Origin of the sequence: Actinomadura litoris, from assembly GCF_009733595.1 — a bacterium.
GTDB lineage: Bacteria > Actinomycetota > Actinomycetes > Streptosporangiales > Streptosporangiaceae > Spirillospora > Spirillospora litoris.
In genome coordinates, this window is the sequence record NZ_WOFH01000012.1 from 1 (window position 1) to 17208 (window position 17208).

The window sequence follows — 17208 nt, forward strand, 5'->3', positions numbered from 1 at the left end:
AGAGGGAAACACCCGGTCCCATCCCGAACCCGGAAGTTAAGCCTCTCAGCGCCGATGGTACTGCATGGGGGACTGTGTGGGAGAGTAGGACGCCGCCGGACTCATTGTTGGAAAGGGCCCCGCCTCACGGCGGGGCCCTTTCTCATTTCTGCGGTATTCGCGTGCGGCTCAGATCTCGTCGCCCGACAGCACGGTGTTCGCGTCCACGATCCGGTACGCGTAGCCCTGTTCGGCGAGGAAGCGCTGCCGGTGGGCGGCGTAGTCCTGGTCCAGGGTGTCGCGGGCCACGACGGCGTAGAACCGCGCTCCCTGGCCGGACGCCTTGGGCCGCAGCAGCCGTCCGAGGCGCTGGGCCTCCTCCTGGCGGGAGCCGTAGGCCCCCGACACCTGGACGGCGACCGTCGCCTCGGGAAGGTCGATGGAGAAGTTCGCGACCTTCGAGACCACCAGGACGCTGAGCTCGCCGGAGCGGAAGGCGTCGAAGAGCCGTTCGCGTTCGCGGACGCGGGTCTCGCCCTTGATGACGGGGGCGTCCAGCAGCGCGCCGAGTTCGTCGAGCTGGTCGATGTACTGGCCGATGACGAGGGTCTGCTCGCCGCGGTGCCGGTCGACGAGGGCCTGGACGAGCTTGGTCTTGGTGTCGGTGGTCGCGCAGAAGCGGTAGCGCTCCTCGGGCTCGGCGGTCGCGTAGGCGAGGCGCTCGGAGTCGGTGAGGGTGACGCGGACCTCGACGCAGTCGGCCGGCGCGATCCAGCCCTGCGTCTCCATGTCCTTCCAGGGCGCGTCGTAGCGCTTGGGGCCGATGAGGGAGAAGACGTCGCCCTCGCGCCCGTCCTCGCGGACGAGGGTGGCGGTGAGGCCGAGGCGGCGGCGGGCCTGGAGGTCGGCGGTCATCCGGAAGATGGGGGCGGGCAGGAGGTGGACCTCGTCGTAGACGACCAGGCCCCAGTCGCGGGCGTCGAAGAGTTCGAGGTGGGCGTAGGCGCCCTTCCGGCGCGTGGTCATGATCTGGTAGGTGGCGATCGTGACCGGGCGGATCTCCTTCTTCGTGCCGGTGTACTCGCCGATCTCGTCCTCGGTGAGGGAGGTGCGGCGGAGGAGCTCCTGCTTCCACTGGTGGGCGGAGACGGTGTTGGTGACGAGGATCAGCGTGGTGGCCTGGGCGCGGGCCATGGCGGTGGCGCCGACGATGGTCTTGCCGGCGCCGCAGGGCAGGACGACGACGCCGGAGCCGCCGTGCCAGAACGCGTCGGCGGCGTCGCGCTGGTAGGAGCGCAGCTCCCAGCCGTCCTCGGCGAGGGAGATCGGGTGGGCCTCGCCGTCGACGTATCCGGCGAGGTCCTCGGCGGGCCAGCCGAGCTTGAGCAGGGCCTGCTTGAGGGCGCCGCGCTCGCTCGGGTGGACGGCGACGGCGTCCGCCCCGATCCGGTCGCCGATCATGCCCTTGATCTTCTTGGCGCGCAGCACCTCCTCCAGGACGGCGCGGTCGGAGGAGGACAGCACGAGCCCGGACGTCGGGTGCTTCTCCAGCCGCAGCCGCCCGTACCGGGCCATGGTGTCGGCGACGTCCACGAGGAGGGCGTGCGGGACGGGGTAGCGGGAGAAGCGCAGCAGGGTGTCGACGACCTGTTCGGCGTCGTGTCCTGCGGCTCGGGCGTTCCAGAGGGCGAGCGGCGTCACGCGGTAGGTGTGGACGTGTTCGGGCGCCCGTTCGAGTTCGGCGAACGGCGCGATTTCCTTGCGGCACGCGTCGGCCTGCTCGTGGTCGACCTCAAGCAGGAGGGTTTTGTCGGACTGGACGATGAGCGGACCGTCGGACACGTGGAAGCAGCCCCCCGTCAGGGATCGGTGGTGGATACCCGCCGCTGCACGCTACCCGAGGCGTGCCGGCGCGGCGGCCTCTTCGTCAACCGCCGCCGCCCGGCGAATCTTCCCGGGCGCCCCGCCCGACCTGCGTGTTCGGCCGGGTGTCAGACGCCGGTGGTGGAGCCGTAGTCGGGTTCGGCGCTGGCGATGAGGAGGATGTAGAGGATCACACCGATGATCCCCAGGACGATGGACGCGGCGAACAGGATCCAGCTCCACATCGTCAGTCTGCGGGCCGACTCGGGGTCGGTCTGGACGCGCCCCATCGCGACCGCGGCGAGGACGACGCCGGGGATCGCGAGGACGTTGCAGCAGGTCACGACCCCGATGATGTTGCAGATCAGCGCCGCGATGGTGGAGCCGCTGCTGCTCGGCGCGTGGGGGACGCCGGGTGGTCCGTAGCCGGGCTGTCCGTAACCGTAGCCGTATCCGGGCGGGGGCTGGCCGTAGGGGTTGCCGGACGCCCCGTATCCGCCGGCGTCCCAGCCGGCAGTCCCGCCGTAGGGGTCCTCCCAGCCAGGCGGCGGATTCCCTCCGTAGCCGCTCACAGGCGGCCTCCCCTCATTGCGCGATCGTCGGCCGATGCCGAGTCGAGGGTGGCACGTTACCGGTCCGGTACGTCACCCCGTTTGACACTCCGGGTGCTTCGCCGGTTCCATCCGGCCGAAGCCGGCCGTGCCCCGCATATCCGGGGCGTCAGGCGGCGGGGTCGTCGTCCAGTTCGGAGACGCCGGTGATGCGGTGCAGCGCGAACCGGTGCACGGCGGCGCGGGTGGCGTCGAAGCCGGTGAGGAAGCCGCCCTCGACGCGGACGGGTTCCACGATGCGGCTGGACGCCTGGCCCTGCTGGTCGAGGTAGCCGATCCAGACGCGGCCGCCGCGTTCGACGGCGGCGCGGAGCCGCTCGATGGTCGCGATCGCGGGGGAGCGCGGCGGGTCGCCGGCGGGCGTTTCCGCGCGGAGCCTGGCCTGTTCGGCGCCGTGCCGGGACGCCTCGTCGCCCGCGCGCAGCGCCCGCACGGCCGCGGAGATCATCGTGTCGTCCGCGGTCTCGCCCGGACGGACCCGGACGATCTCGGCGGTGGGCGGCGGCTCGGAGCGCTGCGCGTCCGGCCGGGTCACGATCACGCCGCCGCCGGGGGACTCGGCGACCGGCGCGAGACCCATCGCGCGGAAGCCGTCGAGCAGGTCGGCGCGGTGCAGGCTCGACGCGAGGACGGTGGGCGCGAGCCGGTGCAGGCGCAGCGGGTCGGAGCGGCGGTCGGCGAGGATCTCGTCGAGCGTGGCGGAGGAGTCGGTCCTGACGTAGGACGCGAGGGTCCCGACACGCAGGTGCCCGTGGCGGCGGGCGACGTCGTCGATCAGGTAGGTGAGCGGCTGCGGCAGCGGCGTCGCGGAGTGCCGGGCGAGCAGGTCGGTGACGTCCGCGGCGGTGCGGCCCGCGTCCAGCGCCCGCCGGAGCGACTCGGGCGTGAACCGGTAGACGGTCGCGCCGCCGGTGGACTCCACGTCGGCGGCGAGCGCCAGCTCCCGCGACAGCTCGGTGACCAGCGGGCCGGGCGCGATCGCGGTCAGGTCGGCCTGGATGACGATCTTGTCGATGGGCGCGGGGAGGTATTTCTCCAGGACGGGTTCGGGGTCGTCGCCGGCGAGCAGGTCGCGGGCGAAGGGGGCCAGCTCGCCGAACCCGGTGAGGCCGAGCACGGCGGCCTCGCGCAGCGTCCAGCCGAGCAGCCGGTCCCTGGCGGGGCCGCCCCGGCGGGGGCGCAGCCACGCCACCCGGGCGCGCAGCGTGTCGGCGTCGACGGCCACGCCCGGGCCCGCTCCGGCGAGCACCTCCAGGGTCGTCCGGCGGACGGCGGGAGCGCTGCCGCGCACCATCGCCTCGCTCAGCGCGTTGATCAGCCGGTCGCGGTCGTCGCGCTCCCCGGCGAGCCCGGCGGCGCGGTCGGACTTCAGCCAGCCGCGCGCCAGCTCGGTCCAGCGGCCGGGGGTGTCGCGCATCAGCCACAGGTCGTAGGCGGGGGTCGGCAGCCACTCGCCGTCCAGGTCGCCGCTGCGGGTGAGCAGGCCCGCCGCGTAGGCGACCTCGGCGAGCAGCGCGGCCTTCCACTCCGGGACGTCCAGCAGCGTCGCGGCGGCGCGCAGGTCGCGGACGGCGAGGCCGCCGCTGCGCAGCACGGGCGGCGGGTCGAGGCCCCACCGCTCCAGCAGCTCCTCGATGAGCCGGACGGCGTTGAACGCCTCCCCCGCGGCGGCCCGCACCACCATGTCCTCGCGGCGCGGCGCGGGCTGCGCTCCGCCCGCGCCCGAGGTCAGCGGCGGCGGGGTGGCGGACACGTCCTGGAAGAGGCGTCCGCCGCGCAGGTGGAGGGCGATCTCGCGGGGGAGGGTGACCGTGCGGTCGTCCTCGGCGGCGAGCAGGCCGCGCGCGAGCAGCGCCTCGATCGGGGTGGTGGCGGTGCCGATCCGGACGGGACGGCGCGCGTCGGCGACGCGTCCGACGGGCGGCCCCCACATGAGCTGTTCGAGGGCGGCGCGGGCGTCCGGGCCGGCGTCCTCGATCAGGGGGCCGGGGTCGTCCAGCAGTTCGGCGAGGCGGCGCAGCAGCCGGCCGGAGTCGGCGAAGCCGCGCGGCGCCTCGCCCTCCAGGTCGGTGACCAGCGCGCCGAGCCGCTCGGCCGAATAGCCCGCGAAGACCTCCTGGACGGGCGGCCCGAGCCCCGCCGGATGCGGCAGGCCCTGCCGGAGGCCCGGGGCGGTGGCCGGGCGGTCCTCGCCCCACACCAGCCCGAACCGGCGGAGCGTGCCGAGCGCCGCCTCGACCTCGCCGGAGGTGGCCTCCAGCGCGGCGGCGAGCGCGTCCGGCTCCACGGGCGGCGGCAGGACGAGCAGCGCCTCCAGCAGCGCGAGGTTGAAGCGGTCGAGCCGGTCGAGCGCCCGGGAGATCGCGGCGGGCGTGGCGGCGCGGGCGGCGAGCGCGGTCAGGTCGGCGGGGACGGGCGCGAGGAGTTCCGGGCGCGCGGACAGCAGCGCGCGAAGGTCGTCGTCCCCTCGCGCGCGCAGCCAGTCCGCGTAGGTCTCCATGCGTTCCCCAACCTTAGGTGCCGTGCGGCCCGTGCCGTGCGCCGCGCGTCACCGCGCATCCGACACCGGGCCCCATCAGCGTAGGAGCACGAACGTGCTGGGTGTTACGCGCGTCCGTCCGCCGGTCGGGGGAAACGCCGGGCGGGGGTCAGGACGCGGGCGTGCGCGCCGCGGTCACCAGCCCGAGCCCGAGCCGCGCCCAGCTCCGCACGAACCGCTGCTCGTCGACGCGCGCCGGCGGCTCGTACATCGACTCGGTCGCCAGCCAGTAGTTGACGACCGCGCCGCCGAGGACGGCCGCGACCGCGGGCCAGTCCTCGTCGGCGCCGAGAAGTTCCGGCTGGGCGGACAGCCAGGCCGCGATGCCGTCGTAGAGCGGGTTGACGATGCCCTCGCGCATCTCCGCGACGAGGTTCGGGAACTGGTCGAGGTCGCGGAACAGCACCCGGATCAGGTCCTGCTCCTCGCGCATCTTCGCCAGCCCGGCCTGGCACGTCATCCGCAGCCGGGTCTCCAGCGGGCGGTCGGCGAAGGCGGTCGCGTGCGCGAGCGCGTCGCCGACCTGCCGCCGCGTCCGCTCGATGTGCTCGCGGACGGCGGCGGTGAGCACCTCCTCCTTGGACCGGAAGTGCCGGTAGAGGCCGCCCGCGCCCGGGGAGAGCCCCGCGGCGGCCTCGATCTCGGCGACCGAGGTGGCCGCGTAGCCCCGGTCGGCGAACAGCCGCAGCGACTCGACCACGATCCGCTCGCGGGTAGACGTCGTCATGGTGATGAATTCCTCCGCGAGAACAGTAAGGCATCGCCGACCTGCGAGTCCCTGCCCGCCGCCCGGCGCGCCCGAATCGGTGATCTGTCTCGCTCCGGGCCTGGGGCGACTAGAGTTCTGTGCTCTGCGCCCCGTAGCCGAAGGGGCGTCGCCGGAAGGGTCGACGGATGTTCGTTTCTCCACGGAAGGCGGGCCCCGGGGTCTTCCTCCCCGAGGAGTTCGTGGTCCCCACGCTCGTCGCCGGGGCACGCTTCCAGATCCGCCCGATCACGGTGTCGGACGTGGTCAAGGACTACGGCGCGGTGATCGGCAGCCTCGGACGGCTGGCCGGGCGGTTCGGCCCCGAGTGGGGCTGGCCCGGCGATGAGTTCACCTTCGAGCAGGCGCTCATCGACGTCGCCTGGCTGCAGAAGGAAGGCCAGCTCAGGCGGTCCTTCAGCTACGTCGTGATCACACCGGACGGGGAGCGCCAGCTCGGCCGGATCCACGTCGCCCCCTCCGACACCCCCGACGCCGACGCGGTCGTCGTGTTCTGGGTCCGCGCCGACGAGGAGAACTCCGCGCTGGAGAAGGAGCTCGACGTGTTCGTCCGCGAATGGGTCACGACGGCATGGCCCTTCGAGACCGTCCGTTTCCCGGGACGCGAAGGCGACTGACCGGCGGCGGCCAGGTGAGGGTTTCCTGACCTTCCGGTAGGGGGTGTCCGTTTCGGCGCTCCCGGTGGCGGGTCAGCGGAGGCGGCGGAGGGCGCCGACGGCGGCCCGGCCGGCGAGCAGGTAGACCAGGCCGGCGAGCCCGTAGTTGACCGCGATCTCCGCCTTGGCGTTCGAGGGCTGGAAGACGTCCTTGAACTCCCAGGCCAGGCCGTGCGCGCGGGCCCCGGCCCAGCGGACGATCTCGTTGCCGGGGTTGGCCTCGAACGCCGTGAACACGATGTGGGCGGCGAGGATCGCCACGACGACCGTCGTGGCGATCGAGACGGCGGCCGCGACCAGGTCCACGGCGCGCCGCCGGACGGCGGCCCCCCGGATCCTGAACCGCGCGCGCCGCGCGGACGGCTCGCGCTTGGCCGAGGGTTCGCGCCCGGCGGAGGGTTCGCGTCCGGCGGAGGGTTCGCGTCCGGCGGAGGGTTCGCGTCCGGCGGAGGGTTCGCGTCCGGCCGGCGGCTCGCGCTCGGCGGACGGCGCGGTCTCGGCGGGCGAGGGGCGGCCGAGCGGCGGCCGGGGGCCGACGGAGGTCGCCCGCGCGGCGGGCGCCGTGCCCGGTTCGGGCGCCGGTTCGGGGCCGGGCACCGGATCGGTGGCGGGCGCCGGTTCGGGGGCGGGTCGGGGTTCGGTCATGGGGCTCTCCTGGACGGGGCCGGTCGGGCCGCCCTTGGGTCTCCGGTGGGGTGTTCCAGCCCTCTGTTTTCCCTGGTCAGGCGGTTTGTGCGGGGGAGGTCGGGTATATCGGCCATACGGGTGGCCGTCCTCGCCGATCGGGCAGGCCAGTTCCGGTCGGCGGGAAAAACGGCGGCGCCTGCGTGAGAAGGTCCCCGCGCTCTCCTACTCGGATCCCGTCGCATCGCCACTACCGGGAGGGCGCGGGTCCTCGCGTTCGGGCCCCTCCGGCCCGCCCCGGCGCCTTCGGCGCGGGTGCGCGGCTTTTCCATCATGACCGACCTTTACCCTGTGTGGCGTGCCGGAACTGTCCTCTTCGCGAATCCGCCCGTCCGTGCCGACCGGCGGCGTGCCCGCCGTCGGCTTCGACCTCGACCTGACGCTGGCCGACACCCGCGCGGGGATCAGCGCGGTGTACGCGGCGCTCGCCGCCGAGACCGGCGTCGCCATCGACACCGCGCAGGTCGTCCGGCGGATCGGGCCGCCGCTGGAGGTGGAGCTCGCGTACTGGTTCCCGCCCGGCGACGTCCCGGCGATGGCGGCACGGTACCGGGCGATGTACGCCGATGTGGCCGTTCCGGCGACCGTGGTCATGCCGGGCGCGGTCGCGGCGCTGGAGGCGGTCCGGGCGCGCGGCGGGCGGATCGTCGTGGTGTCCGGGAAGAACCAGGCCGACACCGAGCGGACCGTCCGCTACCTCGGGCTGGAGGTGGACGCCGTGGTCGGCGGCCTGTTCGGCGCCGACAAGGGGGTCGCGCTCCGCGAGCACGGCGCCCGCGCCTACATCGGCGACCACACGGGTGACGTGGACGCCGCGCGGGCGGCGTCGGCGGTGTCGGTCGCGGTCGCGACCGGCTCGTTCGACTCCGCCGCCCTGAGCGCCTACGGGGCCGACGTCGTCCTGCCGGACCTGCGCCCCTTCCCCGGCTGGCTGGACGGCTTCCGGCTCGGCTGATCCACCGGCGGATATTCGTGTTCACCGGGTCGTGGCGAGGCACTAATCTTGGGGCCAATTCATGACGATTACCAGACGAGGTCTCCGGTGCCGACTGGCAAGGTCAAGTGGTACGACCCCGACAAGGGTTTCGGCTTCCTCACCCGCGACGACGGCGGTGAGGTCTTCGTGCACTCCTCGGCCCTGCCGGGCGGGGTGACGACGCTCAAGCCCGGCCAGCGCATCGAGTTCGGGGTGGTCGAGGGGCGGCGCGGGCAGCAGGCGCTGTCGGTGCGGGTCCTGGACACCCTGCCGTCGGTCGAGAAGACCATCGCCAAGCAGCGCCGCAAGAAACCCGACGAGATGGTCCTGATCACCGAGGACCTGATCAAGCTGCTGGACGGGATCTCCACCACCTACCGGCGGGGCAAGCACCCGGCCCCGGCCGAGGCGAAGAAGATCGCGACGGTGCTCCGCGCGGTCGCCGACGACCTGCACCCCTGACCCCGGGGTCCGCGCTCAGGTGCGGACCTCCGGGGGATGCGCGCCGTCGAGCGGGGGGTGCCCCTGGTGGTGCTCCCGGCGGCGGCGGCCGTCGGCGCGGCGCGAGACCAGCAGCGCGAACGCCAGCGCGAGGGCGGCGGCGACGACGGCCATCGCGACCCGGCCGTCCGCGATGATCGACATGCCGAGGCCGAGCATGCCGCCGATCACCCAGGCGAGCTGGTGCAGGGTCTCGGAGACCGCGAACGTGGACGAGCGCATCTCCTCGCCGATCTCGCGCTGGACGACCGCGTCCATCGACAGCTTGCCGAGGACCTGGCCGAGACCGGCCGCCAGCGCCACCGCGAGCGCCGCCCACAGCCCGAAGAACGCGGCGGAGACGGCGGTGACCACGGTGACGGCGCCGAGCGTCGCCGAGACGATCAGCCGGGGCGCGCGGGCCTTCATGTAGGCGCCGAGCGCCGTCCCGGCGAGGCCGCCCGCGCCCGCGAACGCCGCCAGCATCCCCAGCGCGAGGTTGTGGGAGACGGGGTCGAACCGCTCCTGGCGCAGCAGGAACGCCAGGTAGAGGATCAGGAAGCCGGAGAACGCGCGCAGCACGGAGTTCGCCAGCATCGCCTCGACGACCGCCGGGCCGAGGCGCGGGAACACCCGCCACTGCGGTTTGTCCTCGTCGGCGGCGGGGCGCCCGCCCGGGGCCTCCCCGCCCGGACGGCCGGACGCCGACTCCGCCGCCAGCTCGCTCTCGGGGGTGTCGACGTGGCCCGGCAGCCGCATCGTGAACACGACGCCGAGCAGGAACACCAGCGTCGCGATGCGCAGCGTCCAGTCGGCCCCGGCGAACGCGGTGATCCCGGCGGCGATCGGCGCGGTGACGGTCGCGGCGATCAGCCCGGTGAACGAGGCGCGCGCGTTGGCGGTCACGAGCGTGATCTGGTCGGGCAGGACGCGGGGCGTCACCGCCGCCCGCAGCACCCCGAACGCCTTGGACAGCACCAGCACGCCGAACGCGGCGGGCAGGAACGTGACCTCGTCGCTGTGCAGGACGGCGCCCGCCATCGCCCAGCACAGCAGGCCCCGGATGACGAACGAGCTGGCGATCGCGTACCGGCGGACGTGCCGCGTCCGGTCGAGAGCCGGTCCGATCAGCGGCGCCACGAGGGCGAACGGCGCCATCGTCACCAGCAGGTAGAGGGCGACCTGGCCGCGCGCCTGGTGGACGTCCAGCCCGAAGAACAGGGACCCGGCGAGCGCGACCGCCACCAGCGCGTCGCCGGCGGAGTTCACCGCCGCCGCCTCGACCAGGCTGCCGAGGCCGCTGCGCCCGGCGCCGTGCGCGTGGGTGACGCGGCGGGTGAGGCCGCCCGTCCGCAGCGCGGCCGAGCGCACGCCGCGCAGTGCCCGCGCCGCGCCGCCGGCACCGGCGCGCGCCGACCGCCCGATCGGGTGGGACCGGTCTCCCATTGCGGCTTGATCTCCCCAGGTGCTCGTGCGCGGGCCCGCTGCCCGCGGTCTTCGTCGAGGTGGGCCGTCGGAGTGGCTCAACTGAGGGTACGTTCCCTTCTTCGCGCCCGGCTCACCTCCGCAGGATCGGGCGCTGCGAACCTTTCGGGTGGTGCTTACGGAGGCCGTTCGGGCCGGTCACGGACCGTGTCGTGCCCGGCCACGTCCCGGGATGCGCGAGAATTGACGTGTGAGCCCACTGCGCCAGACCAGCCCCGCGCGATCCGCCGCCGCGCGCACCGCCGCCGGGCCCGCCCGCCGTGCCCGGACCCCTGCCGTCGACGCCGCCTGCGCCGAGGCCGTGGACCTCGCCCGCGAGGCCGCCGAGGAGACCTCCCATCCGGCGCCGGTCGGGGAGCATCTCGGCCTGCGCCCCGAGGGCGACCGCGTGGTCACGCACTACTTCGAGGCGCTCGACCCGGCCTACGCGGGATGGCGCTGGGCGGTCACCGTGACCCGCGCGTCCCGCGCGAAGAACGTGACCGTGAGCGAGTGCGTGCTGCTGCCCGGCGACGACGCGCTGCTCGCGCCGCCGTGGGTGCCGTGGCTGGAGCGGCTGCGGCCGGGCGACCTCGGCCCCGGTGACCTGCTGCCGACCGCGCCGGACGATGTCCGGCTCGTCCCCGGGTACACCGAGGTCGACGACGCGGTCGAGCGGGAGGCGGCCTGGGAGCTGGGCCTCGGCCGCGTGCGGGTGCTCTCGCGCGAGGGCCGCGACGAGGCCGCCGCGCGCTGGTACGACGGCGTCGCCGGCCCCCGCGCCTCGATCGCCGCCTCCGCGCCCGCGCAGTGCTCCACCTGCGGGTTCTTCGTGGCGCTGGCCGGTGAGCTGCGGCAGGTCTTCGGCGTGTGCGCCAACGAGTACGCCCCCGACGACGGCCGCGTGGTTTCGGCCGACCACGGCTGCGGCGCCCACTCCGAGGCGGTGTCGATCCCGGCCGCCTCCGAGCACGGCCCCCCGATCATCGACGAGCTGGGCTACGACGTCGTCCCGGCGGGCGCCCCGGCGGCCGAGGAGGCCGAACTCCAGGACGAGGAGGCCCTCGGCCACAGCTGAGTCTGTGGCTTTCACGGGGGTGAGGGAGAGGCCGGTGGGCGAGGTTCCGGATCCGTTCGGCGCGCGGGGACTGCGGGAGCGGGTGCTGCGGGCCTGGGCGGAGTCGCCCGCGCGGTTCCGCGAGGACGCCAACACCGAGGAGGACCACGCCCTCGGCGGCTACCGCGACCGCGTCGTGGTGGAGCTGGCCCAGAACGCCGCCGACGCCGCCGCGCGCGCGTCGGTGCCCGGGCGGCTGCGGCTGACGCTGCGCGGCGGGGTGCTGGAGGCGGCGAACGCCGGGGCGCCGCTGGACGCGGCGGGCGTCGAGGCGCTGTCGACGCTCCGCGCGTCCGCCAAGCGGGGCGAGGCGGGCGCGGTCGGCCGGTTCGGCGTCGGGTTCGCGGCCGTCGTGGCGGTCACCGACAATCCCCTGATCACCTCCGCCGGGGGCGGGGTGGAGTGGTCGGCGGAGCGGGCGCGGGAGCTGGTGGCCGGGGTCCCGTCGCTGGCGGCGGAGCTCGGGCGGCGGTCCGGGCACGTGCCGCTGCTGCGGTTGCCGTTCGCGCTGACCGGGTCCCCGCAGATCCCCGAGGGATTCGACACCGTCGTCCGGCTGCTGTTGCGGGCGGAGGCCGTGGACGGGGTGCGGCGGCAGTTGGAGCAGGTCGGTCCCGCGCTGATGCTGGCCCTGCCCGCGCTGGAGCGCGTGGAGGTCGACGCCGACGGGGACGTCCGGACGGTCACCGCCGAGCACGGCCCCCGGGGCACCGTCACTATCGACGGCGCCGTCTGGCATACGGCCGAGGCGCACGGGGCCGTTTCGCCGGAGCTTCTCGCTGACCGTCCCACGGAGGAGCGGGCCCGGGGCGTATGGCAGGTGCGGTGGGCCCTCCCCGAGGGAGGTCTGCCCCAGGGGACGCCCGCGGTGGTGCATGCGCCGACGCCCAGTGACGAACGCCTCGACCTGCCCGCGCTCCTCATAGCGTCGTTCCCGCTCGCCCCCGACCGGCGCCATGTCGCGCCCGGTGGGCTGACCGACTTCCTCGTGGACCGTGCGGCGGAGACCTACGAGCGGCTCATGGAGGGGCGCGCGGCGACGCCGCGCCTGCTGGAGCTCGTCCCCACGCCGATCGGGGCGGGGGAGCTGGACGGGCGGATCAGGCGGGCCGTCCTCGGGCGGCTGCCCGACGCGCCGCTGCTGCCGCACCGCGCGCGGGGCCGCGACATGGTCGCGGTGGACGCGCCGTCCCCGTTCGTGGAGCTGCTGTCGGAGGACGGCGTGCTCGCCGGACTGCTGCCGCCGGAGTGGCCCGCGCGGAGCCCGGCGCTGGCGGCGCTCGGCGTCCGGCGGGTCGAGTTGGCGGACGTCGTCGACGAGCTGGCCGCTGTGGAGCGCGAACCGGCGTGGTGGCGCCGGGTGTACGAGGCGCTCGCCGGGGCCGCCACGGACGCTCTGGGGGCCCTCCCGGTGCCGCTGGCGACCGCGAAGGGCGACGCGGCGGCGGGGCGGACGGTCCGCGGCCCGCGCGGGCTGCTGATCGCCGACGGGGTCGACCCGGCGGGCCTGGGCGCGCTGGGCCTGCGGTTCGTCCACCCCGAGGCCGTCCATCCGCTGCTGCCGAGGCTCGGCGCGGTCGAGGCGGGGCCCCGCGCCGTGCTGGCCGATCCGGCGGTGCGGGCGGCCGTGGAGGACTCGCTCGACGCCGAGGATCCCGACGCGGTCGCCGAGGCGGTGCTGGGGCTCGTCGGCGCCGCGCGCCTGGACCCGGGTGAGGAGCCCTGGCTCTCCGCCCTCGCGCTCCCGGCCGAGGACGGCGAGCACGACCCCGCGGGGGAGCTGCTGCTCCCGGAGAGCCCGCTGCGCGCCCTCATGGCCGGCGACGCGCCGTTCGGCGTCGTGGACGGCGCGACCCTGGAGCGCTGGGGCACCGAGACGCTCGTCGCGGTGGGCGTCCTGGACGGGTTCGCCCTGGCGCGCGAGGAGGACGTGAACCTGCCGGGCCTGGCCGACGAGGCCGAGACCCTGCACCTCGACGACGAGGACCGGTGGGCCGAGGACGTGCTCGCCCGCATCGGCCCGCAGGACCTGCCGCCGGTCGTCCCGGAGTTCCAGGCCGTCCGCGACCTGGAGCTGGTCGAGGACTGGCCCGCCGCCCTGCGCCTCCTGGCGCGGCCGCCGTGGCGGGCGGCGATCGTCGAGCCCGCGCATGCGATGTCCTACGACGGGCGCCGCGTCTCCGTCCCGTCCTATACGGCGTGGTGGCTGAGCCGCCACCCCGTCCTGGACGGGCGCAGGCCGGGCCGGTACCGCCTCCCGGGGGACGACGACGCGCTCGCGGGGCTGTACGACGCCGCGCCGGAGGGACTGGACGAGCGGCTGCTCCTGGCGTTGGGCGTCCGCACGTCCCTGCTGGATCTGCTGGACGAACCCGGGGGCGCGCAGGAGCTTCTCGACAGGCTCTCCGATCCCGAGCGGCACGTCGGCCGCGCCCAGTTGGGCGGCCTCTGGACCGCCCTGGCCGACGCGCCAGAGGTCACCGTGGAACCGCCGGGCCGCGTCCGCGCCGTGGTCGGCGACGAGGTCGTGGTCGCGGACGCCCTGGACACGTTCGTGCTGGACCGGCCCGACGTCCTGCCGCTGCTGACCGGATCGCCCCTGGTCATCGCCGCGCACGGACGCGACGCCAGGCTCGCCGACCTCCTGGACCTGCCCCCGGCGAGCGCCGAGGTCGCGGGCGACGTCGGGTCGGCGGGGGAGGAGCGGGACGTGCCGCCGGAGGTCCTCGCCGTCCTGCCGGACGCGCCGCCGGTGTACGTGGCGCACGAACGCCTCGTCGTGGACGGTGTGGACGTCCCCTGGTGGACGGCGGACGGCGGCGTGCACGCGAGCGGCCTGGCCGGGCTCGCCCGCGCCCTCGCCTGGACGAGCGGCGCCTGGGAGGACCGCCTGCTGGCCGAGGCCGTCCTGCGCGACCCCGCGGCCCTGCCCGTCCTGCTGGCCGAGGCCGAGCTGGAGCCCTAGCCGGCCTTCGTCCCGCGTTCGGCGTCGGTCCCGCGTTCGGCGGCGGCCCGTTCCTCCTGCCGGGCGCGGCCCGCCTGGAGGCGGGGGGTGTACCACATGCCGAACAGGCCGATCGCGATCCCGGCGACGCACACCCACAGCCACCAGCGGTCGCCGGACGGCAGCCGGACGATCAGCAGCACGACCAGCGCCACCGCCCAGGCGGCGGTGCCCGCGGCGGCGATGCGGACGTCGTTGGTCCGCATCGGCGGCGGGTCCGGGAGGCGCGGTCGGGTCATGGGGATCAGGTTACGCGGGCGGTGCGGTGGGGGAGCCCTCCGGTGACCATGGTGATGAGCAGTTCGTAGCTCGCCTCCAGGTCCTCGGGCAGGCCGAATCCGCCCGCCGCCTCAAGGACGGCGAAACCGTGCACGGACGAGCGCAGGCACCGGGCCGCGTGGACGAGCGCGGACCCCTCCAGGTCGTAACCGCGCAGGACGGCGAGGATGACGCCCAGGAGCCGCTCCCCGGCGGCGTCCACCTTCCCCAGGGGCTCGGCGGACTGCTCCATGGAGGCGTAGCGGCCCGGGTGCTCCACGACGTAGGAGCGGTAGGCGCGCATCACGGCGCGTACGGCGTCGTCTCCGGAGCGTCCCAGGGCGGCCTCGCCGAGACGTTCCGTAAGCTCTTCCATCACCCGGACCGTCATCAGAAGTCGCAACTCGGCCAGGTTACGGACATGCTTATAGAGGGAGGGCGTCGCGACCCCGGCCCTCCCCGCCACCGCGGCCAGCGTGAGGGCACCGGGGCCCTCGGCGTCCACGATGGCGATGGCGGCGTCCACGACCGCGTCCGGTGACAGACCTGCGCGCGGCAATCCAACCTCCTTAATAGCGATAGCTATAAAGCTAATAAAGTTAGCCTGAACTGTCAAGGATGCTGGAGGGGCGAGCATGGACCTTGGAGAGCGATGACGATGACCACGCCGACGACCGGCGGACCCGCGGCGTCCGTCCCCGGGCTGGCCGAGCAGCTGCGCATCTCGATCGCGCGGCTGTCCCGGCGGCTGCGCACGCTGCGCTCCGCGCCGGGGGACCACGTCCCCGGCCCGCTGTCGCTCACCCAGTTCGCCGCGCTCGCCGCGATCGAGCGGCACGGCTCGATGACCCCGCGCGAGCTGGCCGACCACGAGAAGGTCCAGCCGCCCTCGATGACCCGCGTCATCGCGTTCCTGGAGGAGCGCGGGCTCGTGGTGCGCAGCCCGCACCCGACCGACGGCCGCCAGGCCGTGCTGAGCGCGACCGAGGCCGGCGCGACCCTGCTGCGCGAGGAGCGGCGCCGCAAGGAGGCGTGGCTGTCGCGGCGGCTCGGCGAGCTGACCGAGGTCGAGCGCGAGATCCTCCGCCAGGCCGCCCCGATCATCGACAAGCTCAGCAGGTCCTGACATGTCATACATGTCTCTCTTGCCGGAATAGCCGTGCCGTGATTATCGTTAGCCTTGATAATGACTTTGGCTAACGATGATCCAGGGAGCACGACCGGGGCCGCCGCGGGCGGCCCCGGAGGCGTCACGCTCCGAAGCCGGGCTCCCGGCGTGACGCCGGGAACGCTCCAACGGATCGACACCGGGCCCGTTCCCCCACAAGAACCCCCCGCCCCCGATCACGAGACCGAGCCTTCCACCGCCGAGCCTTCCGCCGCCGAGCTTCCCGCCACCGAGGCTTCCACCGCCGAGCCGTCGGCGGCCGAGACCGGAGGCATGTTCCGGTCCCTCAGCAACCGCAACTACCGGCTGTTCAGCGCCGGGCAGGTCGTCTCCAACACCGGCACCTGGATGCAGCGCGTCGCGCAGGACTGGCTCGTCCTCGACCTCGCGCACGGCAGCGGCACCGCGCTCGGCATCACCACCGGCCTCCAGTTCCTGCCGATGCTGCTGTTCGGCCTGTGGGGCGGGGTGATCGCCGACCGCTACTCCAAGCGCCGCGTGCTGATGCTCACGCAGGTGTCGATGGGCGCGCTCGCGCTCGTCCTCGGCGTCCTCGCGGTCACCGGCAGCGCGCAGGTCTGGCACGTCTACGTGCTGGCGTTCGGGCTCGGCGTCGCGACCGTCGTCGACAACCCGACCCGGCAGGCGTTCGTGGTCGAGATGGTCGGCCGCCGCGACCTGCCCAACGCGATCGCGCTCAACAGCGCCAGCTTCAACGGCGCGCGGCTGCTCGGCCCGGCGGTCGCCGGGGTGCTGATCGCGCTGCTCGGCACCGGGCCGGTGTTCCTGCTGAACGCGGCCTCGTTCGGCGCCGTCCTGTTCGGCCTCTACGCCATGCGGACCGACGAGCTGCGCGCCGCCGCCCCCGTGAAGCGCGCCAAGGGCCAGCTCCGCGAGGGCCTGCGCTACGTGCGCGGCCGCCGCGACCTGATGCTCGTGCTGGTCCTCGTCGGGTTCATCGCCACGTTCGGCATGAACTTCCCGACGACGACGGCGCTGGTCGCCAAGCAGACCTTCCACAGCGACGCGTCCTCGTTCGGGCTCGCCTCCAGCATGCTCGCCCTGGGCGCGCTGACCGGCGCGCTGCTGGCGGCGCGCCGCGCGTCCCAGCCCCGGATGCGGCTGCTGGTCGGCTCGGCGCTGGTCTTCAGCGTGCTGGAGGTCGTGACCGGGCTGATGCCGACGTTCTGGTCGTTCCTGCTGCTGCTCGTGCCGACCGGCATCGCGATGATGACGATCACCACGGCGGCCAACTCGACGATCCAGCTCAGCGTCGCGCCGGAGATGCGCGGCCGCGTCATGGGCCTGTACATGTTCGTGTTCCTCGGGACGAACCCGCTGGGCGCGCCGGCCGTCGGCTGGATGGCCGAGGAGTTCGGGGCGCGCGCGAGCATCGTCCTCGGCGGCATGGTGGGCGTCGCCACCGCGCTCGTCGTCGGGCTCTTCGCCGCGCCGCGCGGGTCGATCCGCCCGGCGCTCGCACGGGTGCGCCTGGCCCGCCCCCGGACGGAGCGAAGGACGGAGGCGGCGGCCGAGGCGGGCACGGTGTCCGAGGGGTGACCGCACCCGCCCCACCCGCCCCACCCGCCCCGCCCGCCCGCGTGGCGCCGCCCGTCCGCGTGACAACGGGGCCCGTCGGCTGA

General features: G+C 74.7%; 15 protein-coding genes and 1 rRNA gene. 8 read left to right on the forward strand and 8 right to left on the reverse strand.

Annotated features, from left to right (window positions below; all coding sequences use genetic code 11):
* Nucleotides 1–101, forward strand: a 5S ribosomal RNA gene (gene rrf / locus GNZ18_RS29375); the annotation flags it as partial.
* Between the two features lie 67 nt (nt 102–168).
* On the opposite strand, the gene GNZ18_RS29380 is transcribed toward rrf, so the two are convergent.
* From GNZ18_RS29380 to GNZ18_RS29395, 4 genes are all read right to left on the reverse strand, one after another.
* Nucleotides 169–1821: a DNA repair helicase XPB gene (locus GNZ18_RS29380; protein ID WP_214620266.1), complete on the reverse strand. Its 1653-nt coding sequence runs from the start codon at nt 1819–1821 to the stop codon at nt 169–171.
* Nucleotides 1822–1970: 149 nt separating this feature from the next.
* Nucleotides 1971–2414, reverse strand: a complete 444-nt coding sequence (locus GNZ18_RS29385; protein ID WP_156219899.1) for a DUF4190 domain-containing protein — start codon at nt 2412–2414, stop codon at nt 1971–1973.
* A gap of 148 nt (nt 2415–2562) precedes the next feature.
* Nucleotides 2563–4953: a helicase-associated domain-containing protein gene (locus GNZ18_RS29390; protein ID WP_156219900.1), complete on the reverse strand. Its 2391-nt coding sequence runs from the start codon at nt 4951–4953 to the stop codon at nt 2563–2565.
* Between the two features lie 148 nt (nt 4954–5101).
* The gene (locus tag GNZ18_RS29395; RefSeq protein ID WP_156219901.1) at nt 5102–5719 is read right to left on the reverse strand and encodes a TetR/AcrR family transcriptional regulator; all 618 of its coding nucleotides are present in this window, start codon (nt 5717–5719) and stop codon (nt 5102–5104) included.
* 167 nt (nt 5720–5886) lie between these two features.
* Between GNZ18_RS29395 and GNZ18_RS29400 the strand changes: the two genes are divergently transcribed.
* Nucleotides 5887–6375, forward strand: coding sequence for a GNAT family N-acetyltransferase (locus tag GNZ18_RS29400; RefSeq protein WP_156219902.1), 489 nt, complete (start codon nt 5887–5889; stop codon nt 6373–6375).
* 72 nt (nt 6376–6447) lie between these two features.
* Here GNZ18_RS29400 and GNZ18_RS29405 read toward each other — a convergent pair whose 3' ends face one another.
* Nucleotides 6448–7059: a hypothetical protein gene (locus tag GNZ18_RS29405; protein ID WP_156219903.1), complete on the reverse strand. Its 612-nt coding sequence runs from the start codon at nt 7057–7059 to the stop codon at nt 6448–6450.
* A gap of 337 nt (nt 7060–7396) precedes the next feature.
* Between GNZ18_RS29405 and GNZ18_RS29410 the strand changes: the two genes are divergently transcribed.
* Nucleotides 7397–8053 (forward strand): HAD family hydrolase, encoded by a 657-nt coding sequence (locus GNZ18_RS29410; RefSeq protein WP_308166406.1) that lies wholly within the window; start codon nt 7397–7399, stop codon nt 8051–8053.
* An 87-nt stretch (nt 8054–8140) separates the two neighbouring features.
* On the forward strand, nt 8141–8536 hold the full coding sequence (locus GNZ18_RS29415; protein ID WP_214620263.1) for a cold-shock protein: 396 nt from the start codon (nt 8141–8143) through the stop codon (nt 8534–8536).
* A gap of 15 nt (nt 8537–8551) precedes the next feature.
* Here GNZ18_RS29415 and GNZ18_RS29420 read toward each other — a convergent pair whose 3' ends face one another.
* A complete protein-coding gene (locus GNZ18_RS29420) occupies nt 8552–10000 on the reverse strand; it encodes an MFS transporter (RefSeq protein WP_156219905.1) in 1449 nt (482 codons plus the stop codon).
* Between the two features lie 238 nt (nt 10001–10238).
* Here GNZ18_RS29420 and GNZ18_RS29425 point away from each other — a divergent pair, with 238 nt between their 5' ends.
* Together GNZ18_RS29425 and GNZ18_RS29430 are read left to right on the forward strand one after the other, a co-directional pair.
* A complete protein-coding gene (locus GNZ18_RS29425; RefSeq protein ID WP_156220132.1) occupies nt 10239–11096 on the forward strand; it encodes a DUF3027 domain-containing protein in 858 nt (285 codons plus the stop codon).
* 34 nt (nt 11097–11130) lie between these two features.
* Complete coding sequence (locus GNZ18_RS29430; protein WP_312874818.1) at nt 11131–14100, forward strand: sacsin N-terminal ATP-binding-like domain-containing protein; 2970 nt, start codon at nt 11131–11133, stop codon at nt 14098–14100.
* Here GNZ18_RS29430 and GNZ18_RS29435 read toward each other — a convergent pair.
* Complete coding sequence (locus GNZ18_RS29435) at nt 14097–14378, reverse strand: DUF2530 domain-containing protein (RefSeq protein ID WP_156219906.1); 282 nt, start codon at nt 14376–14378, stop codon at nt 14097–14099. The genes GNZ18_RS29430 and GNZ18_RS29435 overlap by 4 nt on opposite strands.
* 5 nt (nt 14379–14383) lie before the next feature.
* Nucleotides 14384–14956: a TetR/AcrR family transcriptional regulator gene (locus GNZ18_RS29440; RefSeq protein WP_156219907.1), complete on the reverse strand. Its 573-nt coding sequence runs from the start codon at nt 14954–14956 to the stop codon at nt 14384–14386.
* A gap of 99 nt (nt 14957–15055) precedes the next feature.
* Between GNZ18_RS29440 and GNZ18_RS29445 the strand changes: the two genes are divergently transcribed.
* On the forward strand, nt 15056–15523 hold the full coding sequence (locus GNZ18_RS29445) for a MarR family winged helix-turn-helix transcriptional regulator (RefSeq protein ID WP_156219908.1): 468 nt from the start codon (nt 15056–15058) through the stop codon (nt 15521–15523).
* 315 nt (nt 15524–15838) lie between these two features.
* On the forward strand, nt 15839–17125 hold the full coding sequence (locus GNZ18_RS29450; protein WP_156220134.1) for an MFS transporter: 1287 nt from the start codon (nt 15839–15841) through the stop codon (nt 17123–17125).
* Nucleotides 17126–17208 lie beyond the last annotated feature (83 nt).

Coding starts and splice junctions, on each gene's coding strand:
- GNZ18_RS29390 (WP_156219900.1), bottom strand. CDS start 4,953: ATGGAGACCTACGCGGACTGGCTGCGCGCGCGAGGGGACGACGACCTT.
- GNZ18_RS29435 (WP_156219906.1), bottom strand. CDS start 14,378: ATGACCCGACCGCGCCTCCCGGACCCGCCGCCGATGCGGACCAACGAC.
- GNZ18_RS29445 (WP_156219908.1), top strand. CDS start 15,056: ATGACCACGCCGACGACCGGCGGACCCGCGGCGTCCGTCCCCGGGCTG.
- GNZ18_RS29405 (WP_156219903.1), bottom strand. CDS start 7,059: ATGACCGAACCCCGACCCGCCCCCGAACCGGCGCCCGCCACCGATCCG.
- GNZ18_RS29400 (WP_156219902.1), top strand. CDS start 5,887: ATGTTCGTTTCTCCACGGAAGGCGGGCCCCGGGGTCTTCCTCCCCGAG.
- GNZ18_RS29395 (WP_156219901.1), bottom strand. CDS start 5,719: ATGACGACGTCTACCCGCGAGCGGATCGTGGTCGAGTCGCTGCGGCTG.
- GNZ18_RS29420 (WP_156219905.1), bottom strand. CDS start 10,000: ATGGGAGACCGGTCCCACCCGATCGGGCGGTCGGCGCGCGCCGGTGCC.
- GNZ18_RS29450 (WP_156220134.1), top strand. CDS start 15,839: ATGTTCCGGTCCCTCAGCAACCGCAACTACCGGCTGTTCAGCGCCGGG.